The organism is Georgenia sp. G2120 (genome assembly GCF_055326485.1).
In genome coordinates, this window is sequence record NZ_JBUZNL010000005.1 from 178,565 (window position 1) to 201,989 (window position 23,425).

Annotated in this window: 18 protein-coding genes; 13 read left to right on the forward strand and 5 right to left on the reverse strand. The window is 75.2% G+C overall.

Annotated elements, in window-relative coordinates:
* Positions 1-87 precede the first annotated feature (87 nt).
* From ACZLMO_RS08010 to ACZLMO_RS08025, 4 genes are read left to right on the forward strand one after another with little or no spacing between them, the layout of a single operon-like run.
* Positions 88-2,931 (forward strand): GNAT family N-acetyltransferase, encoded by a 2,844-nt coding sequence (locus ACZLMO_RS08010; RefSeq protein ID WP_463653419.1) that lies wholly within the window; start codon positions 88-90, stop codon positions 2,929-2,931.
* Between the two features lie 55 nt (positions 2,932-2,986).
* On the forward strand, positions 2,987-3,541 hold the full coding sequence (locus ACZLMO_RS08015) for a DUF5998 family protein (protein ID WP_425713354.1): 555 nt from the start codon (positions 2,987-2,989) through the stop codon (positions 3,539-3,541).
* An 11-nt stretch (positions 3,542-3,552) separates the two neighbouring features.
* Positions 3,553-4,716: an alkaline phosphatase family protein gene (locus ACZLMO_RS08020; RefSeq protein ID WP_463653420.1), complete on the forward strand. Its 1,164-nt coding sequence runs from the start codon at positions 3,553-3,555 to the stop codon at positions 4,714-4,716.
* Entirely contained in the window at positions 4,716-5,372 is a 657-nt protein-coding gene (locus tag ACZLMO_RS08025; protein ID WP_463653421.1) for a thymidine kinase, read from the forward strand. The genes ACZLMO_RS08020 and ACZLMO_RS08025 overlap by 1 nt, the downstream gene beginning before the upstream one ends.
* Before the next feature lie 70 nt (positions 5,373-5,442).
* Here the strand turns inward: ACZLMO_RS08025 and sepH are convergent, their stop codons facing one another.
* The gene (gene sepH / locus ACZLMO_RS08030) at positions 5,443-6,996 is read right to left on the reverse strand and encodes a septation protein SepH (protein WP_463653422.1); all 1,554 of its coding nucleotides are present in this window, start codon (positions 6,994-6,996) and stop codon (positions 5,443-5,445) included.
* Positions 6,997-7,352: 356 nt separating this feature from the next.
* Here sepH and ACZLMO_RS08035 point away from each other — a divergent pair, with 356 nt between their 5' ends.
* Positions 7,353-7,652, forward strand: a complete 300-nt coding sequence (locus ACZLMO_RS08035; RefSeq protein ID WP_425713358.1) for a DUF4193 domain-containing protein — start codon at positions 7,353-7,355, stop codon at positions 7,650-7,652.
* On the opposite strand, the gene ACZLMO_RS08040 is transcribed toward ACZLMO_RS08035, so the two are convergent.
* A complete protein-coding gene (locus ACZLMO_RS08040; RefSeq protein WP_425713359.1) occupies positions 7,607-8,134 on the reverse strand; it encodes a DUF3093 domain-containing protein in 528 nt (175 codons plus the stop codon). The genes ACZLMO_RS08035 and ACZLMO_RS08040 overlap by 46 nt on opposite strands.
* A 158-nt stretch (positions 8,135-8,292) precedes the next feature.
* Here ACZLMO_RS08040 and ACZLMO_RS08045 point away from each other — a divergent pair, with 158 nt between their 5' ends.
* From ACZLMO_RS08045 to ACZLMO_RS08055, 3 genes are read left to right on the forward strand one after another with little or no spacing between them, the layout of a single operon-like run.
* Entirely contained in the window at positions 8,293-9,009 is a 717-nt protein-coding gene (locus ACZLMO_RS08045; RefSeq protein WP_425713360.1) for a DUF3710 domain-containing protein, read from the forward strand.
* Positions 9,006-9,395 (forward strand): OB-fold nucleic acid binding domain-containing protein, encoded by a 390-nt coding sequence (locus ACZLMO_RS08050; protein WP_425713361.1) that lies wholly within the window; start codon positions 9,006-9,008, stop codon positions 9,393-9,395. The genes ACZLMO_RS08045 and ACZLMO_RS08050 overlap by 4 nt, the downstream gene beginning before the upstream one ends.
* A complete protein-coding gene (locus ACZLMO_RS08055; protein ID WP_463653423.1) occupies positions 9,392-10,207 on the forward strand; it encodes a DUF3159 domain-containing protein in 816 nt (271 codons plus the stop codon). Before ACZLMO_RS08050 ends, ACZLMO_RS08055 begins: the two co-directional genes overlap by 4 nt.
* Positions 10,208-10,301: 94 nt before the next feature.
* Here the strand turns inward: ACZLMO_RS08055 and ACZLMO_RS08060 are convergent, their stop codons facing one another.
* Together ACZLMO_RS08060 and ACZLMO_RS08065 are read right to left on the reverse strand one after the other, a co-directional pair.
* Positions 10,302-10,970, reverse strand: a complete 669-nt coding sequence (locus ACZLMO_RS08060; RefSeq protein ID WP_463653424.1) for a potassium channel family protein — start codon at positions 10,968-10,970, stop codon at positions 10,302-10,304.
* Positions 10,967-11,632, reverse strand: coding sequence for a potassium channel family protein (locus tag ACZLMO_RS08065; RefSeq protein ID WP_425713364.1), 666 nt, complete (start codon positions 11,630-11,632; stop codon positions 10,967-10,969). Before ACZLMO_RS08065 ends, ACZLMO_RS08060 begins: the two co-directional genes overlap by 4 nt.
* Positions 11,633-11,665: 33 nt before the next feature.
* Between ACZLMO_RS08065 and ACZLMO_RS08070 the strand changes: the two genes are divergently transcribed.
* From ACZLMO_RS08070 to ACZLMO_RS08090, 5 genes are all read left to right on the forward strand, one after another.
* The gene (locus ACZLMO_RS08070) at positions 11,666-13,648 is read left to right on the forward strand and encodes an APC family permease (RefSeq protein ID WP_463653425.1); all 1,983 of its coding nucleotides are present in this window, start codon (positions 11,666-11,668) and stop codon (positions 13,646-13,648) included.
* Complete coding sequence (locus ACZLMO_RS08075) at positions 13,641-15,293, forward strand: class I SAM-dependent RNA methyltransferase (protein WP_463653426.1); 1,653 nt, start codon at positions 13,641-13,643, stop codon at positions 15,291-15,293. Before ACZLMO_RS08070 ends, ACZLMO_RS08075 begins: the two co-directional genes overlap by 8 nt.
* 275 nt (positions 15,294-15,568) lie before the next feature.
* A complete protein-coding gene (locus ACZLMO_RS08080; protein WP_463653427.1) occupies positions 15,569-18,385 on the forward strand; it encodes an aconitate hydratase in 2,817 nt (938 codons plus the stop codon).
* A gap of 186 nt (positions 18,386-18,571) precedes the next feature.
* Positions 18,572-19,870: a serpin family protein gene (locus tag ACZLMO_RS08085; protein ID WP_463653428.1), complete on the forward strand. Its 1,299-nt coding sequence runs from the start codon at positions 18,572-18,574 to the stop codon at positions 19,868-19,870.
* Between the two features lie 110 nt (positions 19,871-19,980).
* Entirely contained in the window at positions 19,981-21,432 is a 1,452-nt protein-coding gene (locus ACZLMO_RS08090) for a serpin family protein (RefSeq protein ID WP_463653429.1), read from the forward strand.
* Positions 21,433-21,441: 9 nt separating this feature from the next.
* Here the strand turns inward: ACZLMO_RS08090 and ACZLMO_RS08095 are convergent, their stop codons facing one another.
* Positions 21,442-23,397 carry an alpha/beta hydrolase family protein gene (locus tag ACZLMO_RS08095; RefSeq protein ID WP_463653430.1) on the reverse strand — a complete coding sequence of 652 codons (1,956 nt, stop codon included), beginning with the start codon at positions 23,395-23,397 and terminating at the stop codon, positions 21,442-21,444.
* Positions 23,398-23,425 lie beyond the last annotated feature (28 nt).

Below are 23,425 nucleotides of genomic sequence, written 5' to 3' on the forward strand. Positions count from 1 at the left end.
CCGCCGGGCGGGCGCGGCACGCCGCCACTCCCGTGCCGCCGCGGCCCCGGGCGTGGGCCGCGTCACGTCCCGGACTAGATTGGGTCCATGGGAACGCCTGCGGCCGCCGAGGACGACGCGACCTCGCGGGACGATGCCGGCCCGAGGGGCGACGCGTCCTCGAGGGACGGGCTGGCCCAGGCCGGGGCGCCGGCGCAGTGGGAGGCCGATGTCGTCCTGCGCGACGGGGCGACCATGCACATCCGTCCGATCTCGCCCGACGACGCCGAGGCCCTCGCCGACTTCCACGCCGCCCAGTCCGAGCGGTCCCAGTACCTGCGGTTCTTCGCCCCGATGCCGCGGCTCTCGCCGTCGGACGTCCACCGGTTCACGAACGTCGACCACGACCGCCGGGTCGCCCTCGTGCTGACCGAGGGGCCGTCGATCCGCGGGGTGGGTCGGTACGACGTCGTCGAGGACGGGACGGCCGAGGTCGCGTTCGCGGTCGCGGATTCCGAGCAGGGCCGCGGGCTCGGGTCGATCCTCCTCGAGCACGTGGTGGCGGCGGCCCGGGAGCGCGGCGTCCACACGTTCGTCGCCGACGTCCTCCCGGACAACACGCAGATGATCCGGGTCTTCTCCGACGCCGGGTACGAGGTCCGGTCCCGGTACGACGACGGGGTCGTCGCCATCGAGATCCCGCTGCGGAGCACGGGACGGTCCTGGGAGGTGCTCGCCGAGCGGGAGCGGCGCGCCGAGTCGCTCTCGATGCACACGCTCACCGCGGCCCGCGGCGCGGTCGTCGTGGCGCTCGACGAGTCGGGGCGGGCGATGGCGTCCCGCGTGCTCGCCCGGGCCCGCGCCGCCGCGGGGGAGGGCGGCACGATCCCGCTCGTGGCGGTCGGCGACCTCGACCCTGCTGGGGTTCCGCACGTCGCCGACGTCACCGCGATGGAGCAGGCGGTCCCCGAGCTGGTCGAGGGCGCCGACCTCGACCTCGCCGTCGTCGCCGGCGAGCCGGCCCGGGTCGTCGGAGTCGTCCCCCGGCTGCGCTCCCTCGGCGTCCGCTCGCTCGTCGTCCTCACCGGTGGTTTTGCGATCGGGCCGGGCCGCGAGCTGCAGCTCGACCTGCTCCGCGCCACCCGTCTCGCCGGGCTGCGCGTCCTCGGCCCCGCCTCGTACGGCGTGCTCGGCCACGGCTCGGCCGGGTCCTACGACCTCACGCTCGCCGACCCGGCGCTCGGGCTCGACGGCGGTGCGCTCGTGCGCGAGGTCGGTGGCCGCGGGGTGGGCGTGTTCGCCCAGACCCGGGAGGCCGCCCTCGCGCTGCGCCGGGGCGCCGCGAACCGGCGGCTGCCGGAGGTCGCGGTCGTCGCCGCCGGGAACCGGATCGACGTCTCGGGCAACGACACGATGCAGGGCTGGTCCGCGGACGACCGCATCGGGGTCGGCATCGTCCACCTGCAGACGCTCGGCAACGCGCGGAAGTTCACGCGGGTCGCCCGGCGGCTCTCCGCCGACCGCGCGCTCGTGGTCCTGACCTCGGCGACGACCGCGGTCGCCACTCTGCCTGGCCACGCCGTCGCCACCTCGCCCCTGCCGCCCAGCGTCATCGACTCGGTGCTCGCGCAGGCCGGCGCCCTGCCGGCGCGGTCGGTCGCGGAGGCGCTCGACCTGTCGGCCGTCGCGCTCACGCAGCCGACCCCGGACGGGGTGCGGGTCGCGCTCGTCGCGACCTCCCACTCCCTCGCCGCGACCCTCTCGGCGACCGCCCGCGCGAGCGGTCTGACCCCGGTCGGTCCCGTCGTCGTGCTCGACTCGGGCCCGGTCGACGCCCGCGAACGGCTCCAGGGCGTCGTGCTCGACGAGGACGTGGACGCCGTGGTCGTCGCCGCCGCGGACGTGCTCGGCGGGGTGGACGACGAGCTGGTCGAGGCGGTCGCCGCGGCCGCCGCCGCCGACGCGGACCGGCCCTGGGTCGCGTGGGTGTCGGGCGTGCACGGCCTCGACGACCGGCTGCGCCGGGGCGAGCACGTGCTGCCCGCGGTGGGCTCGCTCGACGTCGCGGCGCGGTCCGTCGCCCTGCGTGCCGCGGCCGCCGCGCGCCGGGACGACGACGTCGGCGCGCTGCTCGAGCCCGACGGCACCGACCCGCTCGCGGCACGCGCCACCCTCGCCGACGTGGCGCCCACGGCGACGAGCGGGGACAGCGTCGACCTCGACCCGGCGCGCGCGGCGGACCTCCTTGGCACCTACGGCATCGAGGTCCTCCTCCCACGGGCCGTCGACGTCCCCGTCGAGAGCTCCGACGACGACGTCGCCGAGGCGGCGGTCGCGCTCGCCCGGCAGGTCGGCCACCCCGTCGCGCTCAAGGCGGCCGACGACGTGCTGCGCCATCGCGCGGACCTCGGGGGCGTCCGGCTCGACCTGAGGGACGACGACGACGTGGCGGCGGCCGTCCACCAGGTCCGGGAGCGCTCCCGCGAGGTGCTCGGCCGCCAGTGCGCCCTCGAGGTCCAGGCGATGGCCGAGCCCGGCGTCGCCGTGGTCGTGCACGGCGGGGAGGACCCGGTCTACGGGCCGGTCGTCTCCCTCGGGGTCGGCGGCGACGCCTCGGAGATCCTCGGCGACCGCACCTACCGGGTCGCGCCCGTGACCGCCCGTGACGTCGCGACGATGATCACCGACCTGCGGGCCGCCGCGCGCCTGACCGGCGACCGGGGACTCACCCCGGTCGACACCGCGGCGCTGGCCGACCTGCTGGCCCGCGTGGCGGCGCTCGTCGACGACCTGCCGCAGATCGCCGCGCTCGAGCTCAACCCCGTCATCGTCGCGCGCGAGGGCCTCGCCGTGGCGGGCGCACGCGTGACGCTGCGGGCGCCGAGCCGGCTCGACGCCGGTCGGCGCACGCTCCCGCGGCCCGGCGCGGAGGGCGCCGCGGGCGCTCCGTGACGGCGGACTCGCCCCCGCGCTCCGGGCAGGTGGACGGGAGTGGCAGGATGAGACGGTGCCTCGGACCAGCTCTCTGCGCCAAGACCTCGACGACGCGGGCTTCTACCCCCAGCTCGTCGCGGACGTGCTCGACGTCGCGCTGGCGGGCGAGGCCGTGACCGCCCACCTCGTGCACCCGGAGACCACCTTCGACCACGAGCTGCGGCGCCACCTCACCGTCCTCGCGCTGACCCCGAGCCGGTTCGTCGTCGTGCACGTCGACGACGTCGCCGACGAGGAGGCGGGCCCGGGCGCGCTGGCCACCTCGGAGACGGTCGCCCTGCACGAGATCCGCACCGTGGCGCTCACGCACGGCGTCCTGGACCCGGCGGGGACCGGCAGCACCTCCGAGCTCACGCTCTCGGTGGGCTGGGGCGCGATCCACCGGGTCGACCTCGAGCGGCAGACCTGCGGCGACCCGGACTGCGAGGCCGACCACGGGATGACCGGGACGCTCTCCCCGGAGGACGTCGTCATCCGCGTGGCGGCCCAGGCCGACGGACAGGACGCCCTCGACCGCGCGCTCGGGTTCGCCCGCGACCTCTCGCGCGCGACCGCCTCCACCACCTGAGGCGCGAGGAGATGCGGGCCCGCACCCCGGGAGCACCTGACCTCTCACGGCACCTGCGTGCCGTCCTGCCGGCGGCGTTCGACGCCGTGGGCGTACCCACCCGGTCCGCCGGACGGACCTCGGCCGAGGACCGCGGCGGCCTCGGCCTGCCGGACGCGCGCCGGGTCTGCGTGGTTCTCGTCGACGGGCTCGGACTCGCCCAGCTCACCGAGCGAGGCGGGCACGCCCCGTTCCTCCGCTCGCTGCTGCCGGACGCGATCGCGCTCGACACGTGCCTGCCCTCGACCACGGCCTCGGCGCTGACGACCTTCGGCACCGGCGAGCTGCCCGGCGCGACCGGGATGCTCGGCTACACCGTCCGGCACCCGCCGACCGGTGACCTCGTCAACCTCGTGACCTGGGCCGAGGCGCCGATGACTGCCGAACGCTGGCAGCGTGTCCCCACGCTGTTCGAGCAGGCCGCGGAGGCGACCGGCGAGCCGCGCGGCGCCGTGACGATCGGGCCGGCGCGGTTCGTGGGCTCCGGCCTCACCCGCTCGGCCCTGCGCGGCGGCCGGGGCCTGACCGGTGAGTCGCTGGCCGCGCGGGTCGACGCCGCGGTCGGCGCCCTCAGGGCGGATGCACGCCTCGCCTACCTCTACTGGGGCGACGTCGACCACGTGGGGCACGTCCACGGCTGGGGCTCGTGGGAGTGGGGCGAGGAGCTGATGGCCGCCGACGCCGAGCTGCGCCGGCTCGCCCGGGAGGTGCCCCGCGACACCCTGGTGCTCGTCACGGCCGACCACGGCATGGTCGACGTCGCCGAGCGGATCGACCTCGCGTCGCACCCGGAGCTGCGCGAGGGGGTCGCCCTCGTCGCCGGCGAGCCTCGTGCGTGCCACCTCTTCCTCGACGACGACGCCGAGCCGGCACGGGTCGCCGCGCGCTGGCGCGAGGTCCTCGGCCCGGAGTCCGCCGTGGTGACCCGCGAGGAGCTCGTGTCGTCAGGGGCCCTCGGCGCCGAGGTGCCCGACGACCGCGCGGCCGCCGTCGGCCAGGTCGTCGCGTTCCTCGGCGGTACGACGGTCGTGCTCGAGGAGGGCTCGGAGGCGATCGGCTCGACCAGGCTGGTCGGCGTCCACGGCTCGTCGACGCCGGCCGAGCAGGAGGTCCCCCTCCTCGTGGCGGCCGGCTGATGGGTCAGCTCGTCTTCTTCTCCGGGACGATGGACTCGGGGAAGTCCACGCTCGCGCTGCAGGTCGACCACAACCACGCGGCCCGGGGGCGCGACGGCCTGCGCTTCAGCCGGAGCGACCGTGCGGGTACGGGGGTCCTGTCGTCCCGGCTCGGCCTACGCGCCGACGCCGTCGAGGTCTCCGATTCCACCGACTTCTGGGCCGAGGTCGTGCGCCGCCGGACGGCCGGCGGGCGCGTGGACTACCTCGTGTGCGACGAGGCCCAGTTCTACAGCCCCGAGCAGGTCGAGCAGCTGGCCCGGGTGGCGGACGAGATGGACGTCGACGTCTTCGCCTTCGGCATCACCACCGACTTCCGGACCCGGCTGTTCCCCGGTGCGGCGCGCCTCGTCGAGCTCGCCGACCGGGTCGAGCGGCTTCAGGTCGAGGCCCTGTGCTGGTGCGGGGCGCGCGCCACCCACAACGCCCGGACCGTCGGCGGGGTCATGGTGACCGAGGGTGAGCAGGTGGTCGTCGGGGACACGGCCGACGGAGGCGTCAGGGCCGACGTCGCGTACGAGGTGCTGTGCCGGCGCCACCACATGCGCGGGCTCACCGCCGCGCGCGCGGGCGCCGGAGAGCTGAGCCCGCCGACCCTCGACCTCGCGGGCAACTGACACCCCCCGGCGCCGGCGACCGATCGCCGGACCAGGCGAGCAGCGAGAGTTGCCTGCCGCGCCTCCCGGGTCAGTCCGAGTCGGAGCGGGACCCGAAGACGATCTCGTCCCACGACGGGACCGAGCGGCGCTGCTTGCGGCCCGACGAGCGGGCAGGGCGCGGAGCGGGCGCGGGGGAGTCGGCCTCGTCCGGATCGGCGTCGGACCGCTCGGGCGCGTCGGTCGGCTTCGCGCCGGTGCCGGTGCCGGGCGAGTCGGCAGTGCCGCCCGCGTCGCCGGAGGGCGTGGCGGCGTCGTCGACGGTGGTCGTACCGGACCCGGTCGCGGGGCCGGCGGACGATCCCGTCGCGGCAGTCTCGTCGTCCGACGCAGACTCCGACGCCGAGGTCGTCGTCCCCGTCGAACCGGCCCCCGCAGACTCGGCGTCGGGGTCCGGTCCGGAGCCGGATCCTGCCTCGGGACCGGAACCCGAACCGGCGGCCCCGGCGGCGGTCGGCCCAGCCCCGGGCTCACCGGCACCCTGCGGCCGGGAATCAGTGGAGCCCGTGCCGGTCGGCGCCGTCCGGCCGCGCCCCGAGGGGTGCGTCCCGCGGGGGTCGAGCGCCGGCGCGTCCGGGTCCGGCCCGGTACCCGGGAGCGGGCGCGAGCGCCGGTGGGCGTCGAGCGAGAGGACCTGGGCGTCGCGCGCCTGGTCGGGACGGGACGCGGGCGGGTGTGCCGCAGGCACGTCGTCGACCGGGGTCGTGTCTGGCGCCGTGTCGTCGTCGAGGGAGTCGAGGTCGAGCTCGTCCTGGAGGTCGTCGAGATCGAGCCGCGTGCCCCGGTGCGCGGCGAGGTCGTCGAGGAGCGCCTGGGTCGTGTCCGACTCGGGCAGGTCGGCCGGGGACGTCACCTCGTCCTCGGCGTCGTCCGCTCCCCGCGGTGCTCCGACCTCGACGGCGGTCTCGCCGTCGGTGCCGGACCGGGCGCGGGAGGTCTCGTCGCGCGCCCACGGCGGCTCGGCACCGCCGCGCGGCCGGGTGGCACCCAGCGGGCCGTCGGCACGACCCGGGCGCCGCGTGGAACCGACCTCGGTCTCCGAGAGCCACCGGGCCTCGTCGTCGACCGCGACGAGCGTGCGCGACTGCAGGTCGACCGTCCACACCGCGCTGCGCTCCTTGCGGGCGGCGACGAACGTGACGCCGACCTGCCAGGACTCGCCGGCGCGCCGTCGGGCGTCCCACGCGAGGTCCTCGACCTCGACGCCCCGGGCCGCGAGGCGGTCCACCACGAGGTCGCCGAGGGTGGGGGAGTCGGAGTCGTGCCCCACGCGCTGCCGACGGGCCTGCTCGACCACGAAGTTCCGCTCGGCGGTGACCGGCGGCTCGAACGGGGCGACCCGCTCACGCGGGAGGCCGTGCTCGTCCGCGATCTCGTCGACGTCGTACCCGGAGCGCAGCAGGGCCTGGATCTCCCGGGGCGAGAGGTGCGTGGGCTCGGTCGACCGACGGGTGCTGGCCGCCGCCCTCCGCAGGGCGGCGCGCAGGTCCTCGTCGATCCGCAGGTGGTACTCGGCGCCGTCCGGTCCGGCGACGAGCAGGTGCTCGCCGGACTCGGACGTTCCGGTGACGGTCAGCTCGACCATGCGGTCCTCCATCGGCGACTGCCCGTGGTCCCGGGCGCACTCAGGATAGGTGGACGAGGTCCGGGGGAGCGGGAGGCCACGGCCCCGACGGCGACGCCCGTGCCCCGTACGGCAGTGGATCGCCTCACAGTTCGAGCGTCGTGCGACCCCGTCGGCGCGGGCCGTCCGCGCCCCGGTGGCGCGGTCTGTCGCGGCACAGGTGCAGGACCGTGGATATGGGTGGCCGCCGGACGATTTGTGGTGCACAATCCGTCCGACCAAGGTCGGGAACAATTTTCGCAGGCGTGCGTTGAACGCGATCCAGGGGCGCTTCCCACCCCATGAACCACGAGTAGAACCCGGAGCGTGACGCCAGCATGGCGACTGACTACGACGCACCCCGCAAGAGCGAAGAGGAGCTGGGCGAGGACTCGATCGAGGAGCTGAAGGCGCGCCGCGCCGAGCAGTCCTCGAGCTCGGTGGACGAGGACGAGACCGAGGCGGCCGAGGGCTTCGAGCTCCCCGGCGCCGACCTGTCCGGCGAGGAGCTGAGCGTGCGGGTCCTCCCGCGCCAGGCCGACGAGTTCACCTGTTCGCGCTGCTTCCTCGTCCACCACCGCAGCCAGCTGGCCTACGAGGAGAACGGCTCTCTCGTCTGCACCGAGTGCGCCGCCTGACCTGATCTCAGCGCGGCGGCCAGCTCGTCCGGCCGCCGCGTCGAGATCACCCACATCGGGGTCGGGTCCCGGTCGTCGTCGACGACGACCACGACCCCGTGCCCCACCCAGGAGCGGTGGACCACGAAGCTCCGGGCATCGGCGCGCGGACCGAGGATCGCCCGCATCCCCACCGGGTCGAGGACGTGCGCGTCCCCCAGGTGGTGCAGACCGATGACGGCCCCGCCCGCCCGCAGGCACGGCCCCTCCTCGCCCTCGTCCCCCTGCGCCCCCGGCCCGTCGGCCGTGACCTCGACGACGGGTGCGGACAGCCAGAGCGCGACCGCGACGAGGACGGCCGAGACCACCCCGACCGGTACGGCCACCGCCGCGCCGAACGGCAGCGTGGCCAGCGCGAGCGAGAGGCCCAGCCCGGCGGCGAGGACGAGCTGGATCGGGCCGGGCGTGAGTCGTTCGCGGAAGGCGGCGGGGGAGGAGGTCACCGCCACAGCCTGCCACCGCCGGCGGGCGGACGGCGGCTTCGCCCGGGGAGAAGCGGGCCCCGACCCGGTGACCGAGGCCCGGGGGCCGCGGGTAGGCTCGCACGCGGTGCCCGCCGGGCGCGCTGCGGCCGCGGCGACGGCGGGCAGGAGAGGAACGCATGGGACTGTTTTCACGCGGCCGGCACAAGGCGGACCAGACGCCGGAGCCGGACCAGGACGACACCTCGACGACCGAGCACGACGACGGCGCCACCGGGCCCTTCGACGTGGCCGACCGGCCCGACCTCGACGGGCGGCTCGACCTCGGCGCGCTGCGCATCCCGCGCGCGTCGGGGATGAAGGTGCGGCTCGAGCTCGAGAAGAAACGGCGCACCGTCATCGGGACGTCGGTGGCGCTCGAGGGCTCCGCCCTGCAGCTGCAGCTGTTCGCCGCGCCCCGCTCGGCCGGCCTGTGGGACGACGTGCGCACGGAGCTCGCCGCGTCCGTCGAGAAGCAGAAGGGGATGGTCGAGGAGGCGACCGGGCGCTGGGGCGACGAGCTCGTCGTCCACCTCCCGGTCACCCGGTCCGATGGCACGAGCGCGATGAACGTGCTGCGCTTCGTCGGGATCGACGGTCCGCGCTGGTTCCTGCGCGGCATGTTCTCCGGCCTGGCGGCGAAGGAGGAGGCCGCGGCCGAGCCGCTGCGGGACGTCCTCGCGGACGTCGTCGTCGTGCGCGGTCCCGAGGCGCGGGCACCGCGCGAGGTCGTGGCACTGACCGCGCCGGGGACCGGGGAGACCACCGACGAGGTCGACACGGGCGGTGCCCCCGCCCGCCGGACGCTCACGCTCAAGGACCTGCAGCGCGGACCCGAGATCCAGGAGACCCGGTGACCGTTCGGCGTCGCCTGCTCTCGACGGTGGCGGAGCTCGACGCCCTCGACGAGCGCGAGTCCTCCCGGGTCGAGGGCTGCCGTCCCATCGGCTCGGTCGCGCCCCGGGAGCGGGTGCGCGTGGCCGGGATCCTGCGGTCGGTGACGTACCCGCCCGTCGACGACGCGCCGGACCTGCGCGCCCACCTCTACGACGGGACCGGCGAGCTCGCGATCGTCCTGCGCGGACGGCGCGAGGTCCCCGGCATCGTCCCGGGACGGCGCCTCGTGGCCGAGGGGGTCGTCCTCGACGACGACGGACCCACCCTGGTGGACCCCGCGTACGAGCTGCGGCCCTCGCTGGCCGAGCTCGAGGAGATCGACCAGGTCGCCGGGCGGCACCGGTGAGCGCGCCCGACGATCGCGGTCCCGCCCACCACGACGAGCCCGCGACGCGCCCGGCGGTCGAGCCGGACACGGCGCTCGAGCCGGACGAGGTCATCGACCCCGGTACCGACGGCCGCTCCGACGACCCGGGCGGCCCCGGCGCGAACCCGCTGGGCGGGGCCGCGGGCGCCGCCGGGCGCCGGTCCGGCCTCGGCCAGGTCGTCGCCGAGGACTTCTCCCTGGCGGAGTCGATCGGTGGCGTCCGCGGCGTCGTCGAGGCGGTCGCGCCCGGCGCCGTCTTCGTCACCGCCTTCGTCATCACCCGCGAGCTGACGATCCCGCTCGTGGCCTCGCTCGCCGTCGCCGTCCTGCTCTGCGCGGTCCGGCTCGTCCAGCGCGCCCCGCTCACCCAGGCGCTGTCGGGCCTTCTCGGGGTGGGCATCGGGGTGGTGTGGGCCTGGCGCTCCGGGCAGGCCGAGGACTTCTTCGCCTGGGGCCTGTACGTCAACGGCGCCTACGCTCTCGGCCTGCTGATCGCGATCCTCGTCCGGTGGGCGCCCATCGGCGTGCTCGTCGAGCTGCTCAAGGGGCGCGGCATGCAGTGGCGCACCGATCCCGAGCTGGCGCCGCTGCGCCGCCGGTACGTCGCCGCGTCGTGGCTGTGGGTCGGCGTGTTCGCCGCCCGGCTGGCCGTGCAGGTGCCGCTCTACCTCTCCGGCGAGGTCGCGGCCCTCGGCGTGGCCCGGCTCGTCATGGGGATCCCGCTGTTCGCGCTCGCCGCCTGGTTGACGTGGGCGCTCGTGCGGGAACGCCCGGCCGCGACCGCCGGCTGACCGGCCCCCGTCCGGCGTCGTCGGTCCCCGGGGTGACCCGGTCCCCGGGGCGCCCCTCGGCGAGGGCGACCTCCTGGTGAGGAGCCGCGCGCGGTCAGTGCGGCGCGAGCGCGTCCTGGAGCGCGCCGAGGTCGTCCTGGCCCTGCGCGGACAGGACGAGGAGCAGCTCGTCGCCGGCCTCGAGCGTGAGGTCCGGCTCGGCACCGTAGGCCGTCCCCGACCGGATGACGGCCGCGAGCACGGCGTGCGGCCCGAGGTCGACGCTGCCGACGCGCCGCCCGACCACGGGGGAGTCGTCCGGGAGCGTGAGCTCGTGGATCGACGCCCCGGAGCGGTGGAAGCGGAACAGCGGCACGAGGTCGCCGACGGAGACGGCCTCCTCGACGAGGCTCGTCATGATCCGCGGGGTCGACACGGGCACGTCCACGCCCCAGGTCTCGGTGAACATCCACTCGTTCTTCGGGTTGTTGATCCGCGCCACCACACGGGGCACGGCGAACTCCGACTTCGCGAGCAGGGAGATGACCAGGTTGGCCTTGTCGTCCCCGGTCGCGGCCACGACCACGTCGCTGCTCGCGGCCCCCGCGTCGGTCAGCGCGCTCGGCGAGCAGGCGTCGGCGAGGAGCCACTCTGCGCGGGCGACCGACGCGACGCGCATGGCCGAGGGCTCGTGGTCCACCAGCGTGACCTCGTGGCCGTGCCCCAGCAGCTCGAGCGCGATCGACCGGCCGACCGAGCCGGCTCCCGCGATGAGGACCTTCATCGCGCCTCCCGCGGCCGGTCCGCGAGCGTGCGGCGGACCGCACCGACCCGGTCGGTCGCCACCGCCATGTGGACGAGGTCCCCCTCCTGGAGGACCGAGGTCGAGTGTGGGACCGTGCCCTCGCCGCGGCGCGTGAGGAAGGCGACGCGCCCGCCGGTCGCCTCCTGGACGTCGACGACGGTGCGCCCCACCCAGGTCACGTGCGGCTCGAGCCGTACGAGCGAGACGAGCCCGGAGGCGTCGACGTGCTCGGCGGGGCTCGACGCGGGCAGGACGTGCGCGAGCACCTGCTCGGCGGTCCACCGCACGGTGGCCACCGTGGGGATGCCGAGCCGCTGGTAGACCTCCGCGCGCACCGGGTCATAGATGCGGGCGACGACCCGCTCGACCCGGAACGTCTCCCGCGCCACGCGCGCCGCGATGATGTTCGAGTTGTCGCCGGAGGAGACGGCGGCGAACGCGTAGGCGTCCTCGATGCCCGCCTGCCGCAGGGTCTCGCGGTCGAACCCCACGCCCTTGACCTGGCGGCCCGAGAAGTCCTCGGACAGCCGACGGAACGCGTCAGGGTCCTGGTCGACGATCGCGACCGAGTGCCCGGTGGCGTCGAGCCGCTCCGCGAGCGAGGCCCCGACGCGGCCGCATCCCATGATCACCACGTGCACGCCGCGACGGTACCCCGGTCTAGCATCGACCGCGTGCCCGACCTCGCCTCGGCGCTCAAGCGGCTGGTCGTGGGTCGCCCGGTGCGCACCGAACGCCTCGGTGGGACGCTCCTGCCCAAGCGGCTCGCGCTCCCGCTGTTCTCCTCCGACGCCTTGTCGTCCGTGGCGTACGCGCCCGACGAGATCCTGCTGACGCTCGCCCTCGCGGGGGTCGCCGCCACCGCGCTGTCGCCCGCCGTGGGCCTGGCGGTCGTCGTCGTCATGGTCGTCGTCGTCCTGTCCTACCGGCAGACCGTGCGCGCCTACCCCTCGGGCGGGGGCGGCTACGAGGTCGTGACGACGAACCTCGGACCGCGCGCCGGCCGCGGTGTCGGCTCCGCGCTGCTCGTCGACTACGTCCTCACGGTCGCCGTGTCGATCTCCTCCGGCGTCCAGTACCTCGCCTCGGCCGTGCCCTGGCTGCAGCCGTACCGCGTCCCGCTCGCCGTGGCGCTCGTCGCGCTGCTCGCCCTGCTCAACCTGCGCGGCGTGCGCGAGTCCGGGCGGGTGATCGCCGTGCCCTTCTACCTGTTCATGGCCTCGGTCGGCGGCCTCGCCGTCGTCGGCGCCGTCCGGGAGCTGGTCGGTGCGGGCCTGCCCGACGCCGCGACCGCGAGCCTCACGGTCGTCCCGGACCCCGCGCACGACCAGGCGATCGCCACGCTCGGTGGCGCGTTCCTCGTGCTGCGCGCCTTCACCTCCGGGTGCGCCGCGCTCACCGGGGTCGAGGCCGTCGCCAACGGCGTGCCGAACTTCCGCCGACCCCGCTCGGAGAACGCCGCGACGACCCTCCTGCTGCTGGGCGGCATCTCCTCGGCGATGCTCATGTCCATCATCTGGCTCGCCACGGCGATCGACGTCCGGGTGGTCGAGCGCCCCGCCGAGCAGCTCCTCCGCGACGGCGTGCCAGTGGGGCCGACCTACCACCAGGACCCCGCCATCGTGCAGATCGCCGACTCCGTGCTGGGCGGGTGGACGCCGCTCGTCGCGCTCGTCGCCGTCGTCGCGGGTGCGATCCTCCTTCTCGCCGCCAACACGGCGTTCAACGGCTTCCCCGTGCTCGCGTCCGTGCTCGCGCGCGACGGGCTGCTGCCGCGCCGCCTGCACACCCGCGGCGACCGGCTCACGTACTCCAACGGCATCCTCGCGCTGGCCGCCGCGGCCGCCGTCCTCGTCGTGGCCCTCCAGGCGGACGTCACCCGGCTCATCCAGCTCTACATCGTCGGCGTCTTCGTCTCCTTCACGCTCGCGCAGACGGGCATGGTCCGGCACTGGCGCGGGGTCCTGCGCACCGAGCAGGACCCCGGTCTGCGAGCGGCCGCCCGGCGCTCGAGGGCGATCAACGTGGTCGGTGCCGTGCTCACGGGGCTCGTCCTCGTCGTCGTGCTCGTCACGAAGTTCACGCGGGGCGCCTGGATCACGGTGCTGCTCATCGCGCTCGTGTTCCTGCTCATGGGGGCCGTGCGCAGGCACTACGACGACGTCGCGCGCCGGGTGGCCGTGCCGGCGGACACGGAGGCGCGTTCGCTCCCGGCCCGGGTGCACGCGATCGTCCTCGTCTCCACCCTCAACCAGCCGACCGCGCGGGCGCTGGCGTACGCACGGGCGACCCGCCCCTCGACCCTCGAGGCGGTGACGGTGCTCCTCGACCAGGTGTCGACCGACGAACTGCGCCGGCGGTGGGACGAGGTGCGGGTCCCCGTCCCGCTCACCGTCCTCGACGCGCCGTTCCGGGACGTCACCGAGCCGGTCCTCGAGCACGTCCGGGCCGTGCGCCGGGCGTCCCCGCGGGAGATCGTCGTCGTGTACGTCCCCGAGTACGTCGTGCGCCGTGCGCGGCACCGGCTGCTGCACAACGGCTCCGCGAAGCGGCTGCACGACCGGCTCCGGCTCGTGCCCGGCGTGGTGGTCGCGACCGTCCCGTTCCAGCTCTCGAGCGCCGACGAGATCGGCGACCAGGAGGTCCACCGTGGCTGACGACGACGACGACGCGCGCGGCGCGCGGGACGACCGGGCCGGTGGCGGCCGCGGTGGTTTCCGCGGTGGTTTCCGCGGGACGGGCCGGAGCAGGGCCGGTGGTCGTGGCGATGGCCGCGGCGGCCGTCGCCCGGGTGGGGCGCGTCGGGGTCGCCCCGGCGGCTCGGGCTCGTTCGGTCGCGGACGCGGTGGTCCGGCGCCCGATGCCGTGGCGGAGCTCCTCGACGACCCCGTCGCGGTGGGGAGCCCCGCGCACGGGGGGTTCGTCGTCGGGCGCGTGGGGTCCGTCGTCACCCTCGTGCGCCACGCGGTGCCGGGCGAGGTGGTGCGGGTCGCGGTGACGGCGCGCCGGTCCCGCGTGTGGTTCGCCGACGCCGTGGAGGTGATCGAGCCGGCCCGCACGCGCGTGCGGCACGTGTGGCCCGAGGCCGGGCCCGGGGGCGTCGGCGGGGGAGACCTCGGGCACGTGGCCCCGGCGGCCCAGCTCGACTGGAAGACCGCGGTCCTCGACGACTCGCTGCGAAGGATCGGCGGGGAGCAGGTGGCCGGCGACGTCGCGGCCGCCGAGGGCTCCACCGCGGTCCGCGCCGTCGCCGACCCCGCGCAGCCCGGGACCCGCACGCGGGTCGAGCTGACGGGCGCGGCGGACGGCCGCCTCGGGATGCACCGGTACCGCGGCGACGAGGTCCTCCCGCTCGCGCGCCTGCCGCTCGCGGACCCCAGGCTCGACGCCCCCGCGCTGCTGTCCGACCTGCGTGTGGATCCCGGCGCGCGGGTGCGCGCCGTCGTCGGATCAGGGACGGGGCCCGACGCCGAACCCCGCGTGCTCGTCGACGGGCGCGCCCTCCGGGGCGGACCCCGGGTCGCCGAGACCGTGCCGACCGTGCTCGGTCCGCTCGACCTCACGGTGGCGGCCGACGGGTTCTGGCAGGTGCACCACGCCGCCCCGGCCACGTTGGTCGAGGTGGTGCTGGCCCTCGCCGCCGGAGTCGCGCCCCGGCTGCCCGACCCGGCCGCGTGGCTGCCGGACGAGGCCGGGACCGCGCACGGATCGGACCACGCCGCGGGGCAGCGCGCACCGGGGGAGCGTCCACCGGGGGAGCGGGACGCGGCGGCCGGACCGGCAGGGACCGACGAGGACGCCCGCGCCGACAAGGTTCGTGCGGACGCGGTTCGCGCCGCCCTCGACGGCACGCGCGTGCTCGAGCTGTACTCCGGTGCCGGCCTGCTGAGCGCCGCCCTCGCCCGAGCCGTCGGCCCGGACGGAGGCGTCCTCACGCTCGAGGGCGCGCCCGGCGCCGTCGACGACGCGCGCGCGAACCTCGTGGGTACCCCCTGGGCGCGACCTCTGAGCGGCGCGGTCGACGCGGGCTCGGTCGCCGCGCTCGGCCGTGAGCCGGAGTGGGCGGCGGGCGGGACCGTCGTCCTCGACCCGCCGCGTGCCGGGGCCCGGGCCGACGTGATGTCGGCGGTCGCCGACCTGGGACCGCGGCGGATCGTCCACGTCGCCTGCGACCCGGCGGCCCTCGCGCGGGACCTCGCGGCCGCGCGGTCGGCCGGGTACGTCGCCGAGCGGGTCGTCGCCCTCGACCTCTTTCCCCACACGCACCACCTCGAGGCCGCCGTCTCGCTCGTCCGGGCCTGATCTTTCCCGTCGACCCGTGTCGAGAGGGCGGGTGAGGGGCGCGTGAACCGCACTCTCGACGGGTGCGGCTGTTCCTCGCCGGCCACCGACCGCACTCTCGTCGAGGACCCCGACCTGAACCGCACTCTCGCCGAGACCGCGCGCCGGTTGGACACGACGCGCCGCCACGAAGTATCTTGACGTCGAGATAACTTCCGTCCCTGCGTGTCGACGTCTGACACCATGGGTGGGTCGGCGGTGAGGGCGCCGGACAGCTGACAACCCGAGGAGAGAACATGAGCCTGGACAGCTTTGGTTCCCGCGCGACGCTCGACGTCGGCGGCACGGAGTACGAGATCTTCCGCCTGGACGCCGTCGAGGGGCTCGAGAAGCTCCCGTACAGCCTCAAGGTGCTGGCCGAGAACCTCCTGCGCACCGAGGACGGCACAAACATCACCGCGGACCAGGTCCGCGCGCTCGCGAGCTGGGACGCCGCGGCGGACCCGAGCGTCGAGATCCAGTTCACGCCGGCCCGCGTGCTCATGCAGGACTTCACCGGTGTGCCCTGCGTCGTCGACCTCGCCACGATGCGCGAGGCCGTCGCCGAGCTCGGGGACGACCCCGACAAGATCAACCCGCTCGCGCCCGCCGAGCTCGTCATCGACCACTCCGTCGTCATCGACGTGTTCGGCCGCTCCGACGCGTTCGAGCGCAACGTCGAGATCGAGTACGAGCGCAACGGCGAGCGCTACCAGTTCCTGCGCTGGGGCCAGTCGGCGTTCGACGACTTCAAGGTGGTCCCGCCGGGAACCGGCATCGTCCACCAGGTCAACATCGAGTACCTCGCCCGCGTCGTCATGCCGCGCGAGGTCGACGGCGTGCTGCGCGCCTACCCCGACACCTGCGTCGGCACCGACTCCCACACCACGATGGTCAACGGCCTCGGCGTCCTCGGCTGGGGCGTCGGCGGCATCGAGGCCGAGGCCGCGATGCTCGGCCAGCCCGTCTCGATGCTCATCCCGCGCGTGGTCGGCTTCAAGCTCTCCGGCTCGATCCCGTCCGGTGCGACCGCCACGGACGTCGTGCTGACGATCACCGAGATGCTGCGCAGCCACGGCGTGGTGGGCAAGTTCGTCGAGTTCTACGGCGACGGCGTGTCCCAGGTCCCGCTCGCCAACCGCGCCACCATCGGCAACATGTCCCCGGAGTTCGGCTCGACCGCCGCGATCTTCCCGATCGACGAGGTCACGCTCGACTACATGCGCCTGACCGGCCGCGACGAGCAGCAGGTCGCGCTCGCCGAGGCGTACGCCAAGGAGCAGGGGATGTGGCACGACCCCTCGCGCGAGGCGGTCTACTCCGAGTACCTCGAGCTCGACCTCTCGTCGGTCGTCCCGTCCATCGCCGGCCCGAAGCGTCCCCAGGACCGCATCGCGCTGACCGAGTCGAAGGGCCAGTTCGCCGGCGACCTCAAGAACTACGTGGTCAACGGCCACGACATCGAGAAGAGCCCGCAGGACAAGGAGCTCGCCGACACGTTCCCGGCCTCGGACGCGCCGTCGCACGACGCGCACGACTCGTCCTCGGACCTCGGGCACCCGCAGCACTCGGGCGCCGTCCCGGCGGGCTACCACCGCCCGCACGCCAACGTCGAGGTCACCCTCGCCGACGGCCGGACGACCGAGCTCGACCACGGCGCCGTCGTCATCTCCTCGATCACGTCGTGCACCAACACCTCGAACCCGTCCGTCATGATGGCGGCCGGCATCCTCGCCAAGAACGCCGTCGAGAAGGGCCTGCAGGTCAAGCCCTGGGTCAAGACCTCGATGGCGCCGGGCTCGAAGGTCGTCACCGGCTACTACGACAAGGCCGGCATGTGGCCCTACCTCGAGGAGCTCGGCTACCACCTCGTGGGCTACGGCTGCACCACCTGCATCGGCAACTCGGGCCCGCTGCCCGAGGAGATCTCCGCGGCGGTCAACGAGAACGACCTCGCGGTGGCGTCGGTGCTCTCGGGAAACCGCAACTTCGAGGGGCGCATCAACCCCGACGTCAAGATGAACTACCTGGCCTCCCCGCCGCTGGTCATCGCCTACGGCCTGGCCGGGACGATGGACTTCGACTTCGACTCCGAGCCGCTCGGCCAGGACCCGACCGGCAACGACGTCTTCCTCGCCGACATCTGGCCCTCGCCGGAGGAGGTCGAGCGCACGATCACGGAGTCGGTCAGCTCGGACATGTTCACCGAGGACTACGCCGACGTCTTCACGGGTGACGAGCGCTGGCGCAGCCTCGAGACCCCGGACGGCTCGACGTTCGCGTGGGACCCCGAGTCCACCTACGTCCGCAAGCCCCCGTACTTCGAGGGCATGCCGGCCACCCCGGAGCCCGTCACCGACATCGCCGGCGCCCGCGTGCTGGCCAAGCTCGGCGACTCCGTGACGACCGACCACATCTCGCCGGCCGGGTCGATCAAGGCCGACTCGCCGGCCGGGAAGTACCTCGCGGAGCACGGCATCGACCGCAAGGACTTCAACTCCTACGGCTCGCGCCGCGGCAACCACGAGGTGATGATCCGCGGCACCTTCGCCAACATCCGCCTGAAGAACCAGCTGCTCGACGGCGTCGAGGGCGGGTTCACCAAGAACCTCCTCACCGGCGAGCAGGAGACGATCTTCGACGCCTCCCAGGCCTACCAGGCCGCGGGCGTCCCGCTCGTCATCCTCGGCGGCAAGGAGTACGGCTCGGGCTCGTCGCGCGACTGGGCGGCCAAGGGCACGGCGCTCCTCGGCGTCCGCGCCGTCATCACCGAGAGCTTCGAGCGCATCCACCGCTCGAACCTCATCGGCATGGGCGTCCTCCCGCTCCAGTTCCCCGAGGGCGAGAGCGCCGAGACGCTCGGGCTCGACGGGACCGAGACGTTCGACATCTCGGGCGTCACCGCCCTCAACGACGGCACGACGCCGAAGACCGTCCACGTGAGCGCCGCCAAGGAGTCCGGCGAGGTCGTGGAGTTCGACGCGGTCGTCCGCATCGACACCCCCGGCGAGGCGGACTACTACCGCAACGGCGGCATTCTGCAGTACGTGCTGCGCTCGCTCGTCGCCGCCTGACGCAGCAGGTCCGGTCGCACGCGGCCCCGGCCCTCTCGGGTCGGGGCCGCGGTGCGTCCGGTCGGGATCGACGCGCCCAGGTCCGGGGCGCCGGCGCGGCCGACGACGGCCCACCTGCGCGGGGGAGGGCGGACCTCCCCGTCCGTGCGCCCGTGCGCATTGATCCGGCGCACCTACCGTCGGCCCATGCGATCCTCCCGCGCACTTCCGCCCGCCGTCCTCGCGACCGGCCTCGCGCTCGTCCTCGCCGCCTGCGCCGGCGGCGAGGACGAGGACGGCTCCGAGGAATCGACGTCGACGCAGGGTGACGAGACTCCCTCCGACGACGAGAACCCCTCCGACGACGAGCCCGCGGACCCCGCCGCGCTCGACGCGCACGTGGCCGCCGTCTCCGACCTCGGTGCCGAGCTCGCCGCGACCGCCGAGGACGAGTCGCTCGTGGTCTCGCCGGCCTCCGCCGCGACCACGCTGGCGATCCTTGCCGCCGGGGCGGAGGGCGAGACGCTCGCCGAGCTCGAGACCCTGCTCGGCGGTGGTTCGTCGGACGTCCTCGCCTCGATCGGCGACCTTCGGGCGGTCCGGGCGGATCTCGAGGTCGACCCGGCCGCCGGCGACCTCGACCCGTGGCCGGACTCGCCCGTGCTCCACCTCGCCGACCAGGTCGCCGTCCGCGAGGGCGTGACTCCCGGCGACGCGTGGCTGACCTCTGTCGAGGGCCTCGGCGCGGAGGTCGTCGAGGCATCGCCGGACGAGCTACCGGGGCTGCTCGACGAGTGGGTGGCCCTGCACACCGGCGGGCTCGTCGAGGAGAGTGCGATCACCCCGGACGCGAGCACGGGCCTCGTCGTCCAGGACGCCGTCCTCCTGCACGCGTCCTTCGAGCCTCGGTTCTCCGGGTCGGCCACCGAGGACCTCCCGTTCACCCTCGCCGACGGCTCGGAGGTCACGGTGCCGACGATGCGGGCGGAGCGGCCCCTGCCGTGGGCGGAGACCGAGGTCGCGACGGCGACCAGCCTCGACCTCGAGGGCGGGCTCGACGTCCAGGTCGTCCTCCCGGCCGAGGGGACCGCGCCGAGCGAGCTGACGGCCGAGGACTGGAACGCCCTCGACGACGCGCTGACCTCGGGGGACGAGGCGCTCGTCGACCTCGGTCTCCCGCGCGCCGACCTCGCCACGACGACGAACCTCATGTCCGCCCTGCCCGGACTCGGTGCCGAGTCGTTCGCCGACGGCGGCGGTGAGCTCGGCGGCATCTTCGAGGGCGCGTTCGTCGACGAGGCCGTCCAGCAGGCCACCCTCGAGGTGACGGAGCAGGGCGTGGTGGCCGCGGCGGTCAGCGAGACCGACGCCGCCGGCGCGATCCCGCCCCCGCCCGAGACCCGGGAGCTGATCGTCGACCGGCCCTACGCGCTGCGCGTCGTCGACGGCGAGACCGGGTGGGTGCTCGTCCACGCCGTCGTCGCGGACCCACGCGGCGAGGGGTAGCCCGGGGGCGCCCGGCCCGCGCCCGGCCGATCGGCGCTCCGCGCGGACCGCATCCGGTGGGACGCCGCCCCGTGACCGGAAGGTGACCCCGGACGCGTACCGTCCGGGCCATGTCGACCCGTCGCCGCGCCGTCGCGGCCGCCGCCGCCCTCCCGCTCCTCGCCCTCGCCGCCTGCGGGTCGGGAGAACCGGGGACGGACGACGACGCCGGGTCCGGCGATGCCACCGGCTCCTCGACCGCGGGTCCCCCGGGCGCGCCCTCGGACGGTGCCGCGCCCTCGGACGGTGCCGCGCCGTCGGACGGTGCCGCGCCGTCGGACGGGCCCGCGGGCGCCGGCGGCGCCACCGATCTCTCGCCGACGGGGGAGCCCGCGGGACAGCCTGCACCCGTCGCGCTCGCCGACGCGACCGCGCTCAACGCCCACCTCGCCGCGACGGCCGCGCTCGGCGCCGACGTCGTCGCGGAGGTCCTCGCCGACCAGGACCAGGACACCCTCGTCGTCTCGCCCTCGAGCCTGGCGACCGCTCTCGCGATGGTGGGTGCAGGGAGCGACGGGGAGACCCGCTCCGAGGTCGAGGAGCTGCTCGGGTCGGACGTCGACGGCGCTCTCGAGGCGATCCAGGCGCTGCGGGCAGAGCGGGCCGACCTCGACCAGGACCCCGCCACGATCGTGCTCGACCCGCTGCCCGACCACGCGATCCTTCACACGGCCAACCAGGTGGTCCTGCGCGACGACGTCGTCCCCGAGCAGGACTGGCTCGACACGGTCTCCCACCGACTCGGCGCGGGTGTGGTCGCGACGAGCAGCCCGGACGAGATGCAGGACGTCCTCGACGAGTGGGTCCGCCTCCACACGGCCGAGCTCGTCGAGGAGAGCGGGATCGACGCCAGGGCCGACACGGTGCTCGTCCTGCAGGACGCGATGCTCGTCGCGTCGGCGTGGCTCGACCGGTTCGACGAGGCGGCCACCACCGACGACGGCTTCACGCTCGCGGGCGGCGAGGTCGTCGAGGTGCCGACGATGCACACCGAGGCCCCGCTGACGTACGCCGAGGTCGACGGTCACCAGGCGACGAGCCTCCCGCTGCTCGACGGGCTGAGCCTCGAGGTCGTGCTGCCGGGCGAAGGGACGGCGCCGGCGGAGCTCACGGCGCAGGACTGGGCGGCGATCGCCGACGGACTGGACGGGGCGGACCAGGTGGCCCTCGACCTCGCCCTTCCCCGGGCCGACGTCGAGACGAGCTTCGGGCTGGCCCCGGTGCTCACCGAGCTCGGCGCCGTCGAGCTGTTCGGTCCGACTCCCGACCTGTCCCGCATGCTGCCCGGCGACGGCTACGTCATCGATCAGGCCGTCCAGCAGGCCCGCCTGCAGATCGGCGAGGAGGGCGTCGTCGCGGCCGCCGTCACCGAGATCGCGGTCGCGGAGTCGGGCGTTGCGCAGCCCCCCGAGCGGGCCGAGATGATCGTCGACCGCCCCTACGCGGTGCGCATCGTCGACGGCGAGACCGGCTGGGTGCTCGTCCACGGCGTCATCGGGGACCCGAGGGTGGAGGAGGAGTAGGCGCGCGGCTCACGCCCCGTCGGACAGCCCCCACACGCGGTCGAGGAAGGCGATCTCGGCCTCGGCGGCGCGGACGATCGCCTCGGTCGAGCGGAACCCGTGCCCCTCGCCCTCGAGCACGACGAGCTCGACGTCGCGCCCCGCCGCCCGCAGCGCGTCGGCGACCGAGGTGGCCTGGTCGAGCGGGACCACCCGGTCCTCGTCGCCCTGGAGCAGGAGCACGGCGGCGGTGATCCGGTCCACGTGCCTGATCGGTGAGCGCTCGTCGTAGGTCGCCGCCGCCTCCGGGAGAGGGCCGACGAGGCGGTCGAGATAGCGCGACTCGAAGTCGTGGGTGCCCTCGGCGAGCATCCGCAGGTCGCCGATCCCGTAGCGGGAGATGCCGGCGCTGAACACGTCGGTGAAGGCGAGCGCGGCGAGGGTCGTGTAGCCGCCGGCCGAGGCCCCGCGCACCGCCATGCGGTCCGTGTCGACGATCCCGGACTCCGCGAGGTGCCGAGCACCCGACGCCACGTCGGCGACGTCGACGACCCCCCACTGCCCGTCCAGCCGGTCGGCGTACGCGCGGCCGCGACCGGTGGACCCGCGGTGGATGACGTCGAGGACGGCGATGCCCCGCGTGGTGAGCGACTGGACCGACCCGTTCCAGGTCGCGGTCGTCGACGCCGTCGGGCCGCCGTGGTTGACGACGACCAGCGGCGGCAGCTCGCCCTCGGGCCCCGTGTACCGCTCGGAGGTGGGCGGGTAGTAGAAGCCGTGGACCTCCTCGCCGTCGTCCCCGGTCCAGGCCACCGACCGCGCATGCGCGACGTCGCCCGGCGCCAGCGGACCGGTGGCGGCGCCGGCGACGAGCTCCCACCGACCGGCGCCGACCTGGAGCTCGTACAGCGCGGGCGGCCGGTCGGCGCCCGCGAGCACGGCGAGCACGCGGCCGAAGCCGGCGGCGACCGGACCGACGGCCTCGAGGCCGGTCACCCACTCCTCGGCCTCCCCGTTGGCGAGCCGCACGGTGCCCAGGTGCCACCGGTCGTCGGTCACCCACGTGCACACGAGGTGCTCGTCGTCGAGCTCGGCGATCGTGCGGGGGCCGAGGCCCCACTGCGGCGGGGCGAACTCCGAGTCGACGGGGTGGAGGTCGCGCTTCCGGCGCTCCTCGGTCGTCGGGGCCTCGGTGCGGTAGAGGTTCTGCCAGCCGGTGGAGTCGTCGGCGTGGACGAGCTCGCCCGTCGACGTCCACACCGGCTGGGAGGCCGCGACGCCGGCGCCGCCCGCGATCCGGGCGGAGGGTCCGGGGCGTCCGTCGTCGTCGAGGAGGCTGACGAGGACCTCGCCGCCGGTCCAGGGCATCTCGGGGTGGTCCCACGCCACGTGCGCGAGCGCGTCCCCGGCGGGGGACAGGCGCGGGGAGGTGAGGAAGTCACGGCCCTCGAGCAGGACGTCGAGCACGTCCGGGTCGTCGGCGGCGGATCCGTCGAGCGGGACGGCGACGATCTGGGCGCGGTGCCGGTCGCCGTCCGCGCCGGGCGCGGACCGGACGGCGAGCACCCGGTCGCGGGCGAGGTCGAGCTCGAGGTCGCCCCACGCGGACCCGTCGTCGGGCGTGAGCGGGGTGAGGACGTGCCCGTCGACGACCCCGTGCAGGCGCGAGTCGGAGCGGTCCGAGACGACGACGACACCCCCGCCGACGGCGTACGCGAGACCTCCGTAGCCGTGCACGTCGGACGCGACGTCCGGCAGGGAGCCGTCCGGACGGGTGACGACGCGGTCGGTGACCTCGCCCTCGAGGGGGCGGTGGACGAGCGTCGTGCGACCGCCGTCGGCGGGACGCTGCTCCGTCCACCAGGCGCCCCGGTCGTCGAGGCGGGGCTCGGCCACGCGCGTGCCGGCGGTGAGCCGGTTGACGGGAACGGGCCACGGCCAGGTGCCGTGGGGGCGGACGTGCGGGACGACCTCGTCGGCGCTCATCGGTCCAGGCTACGCGCCCGGTGCCGTA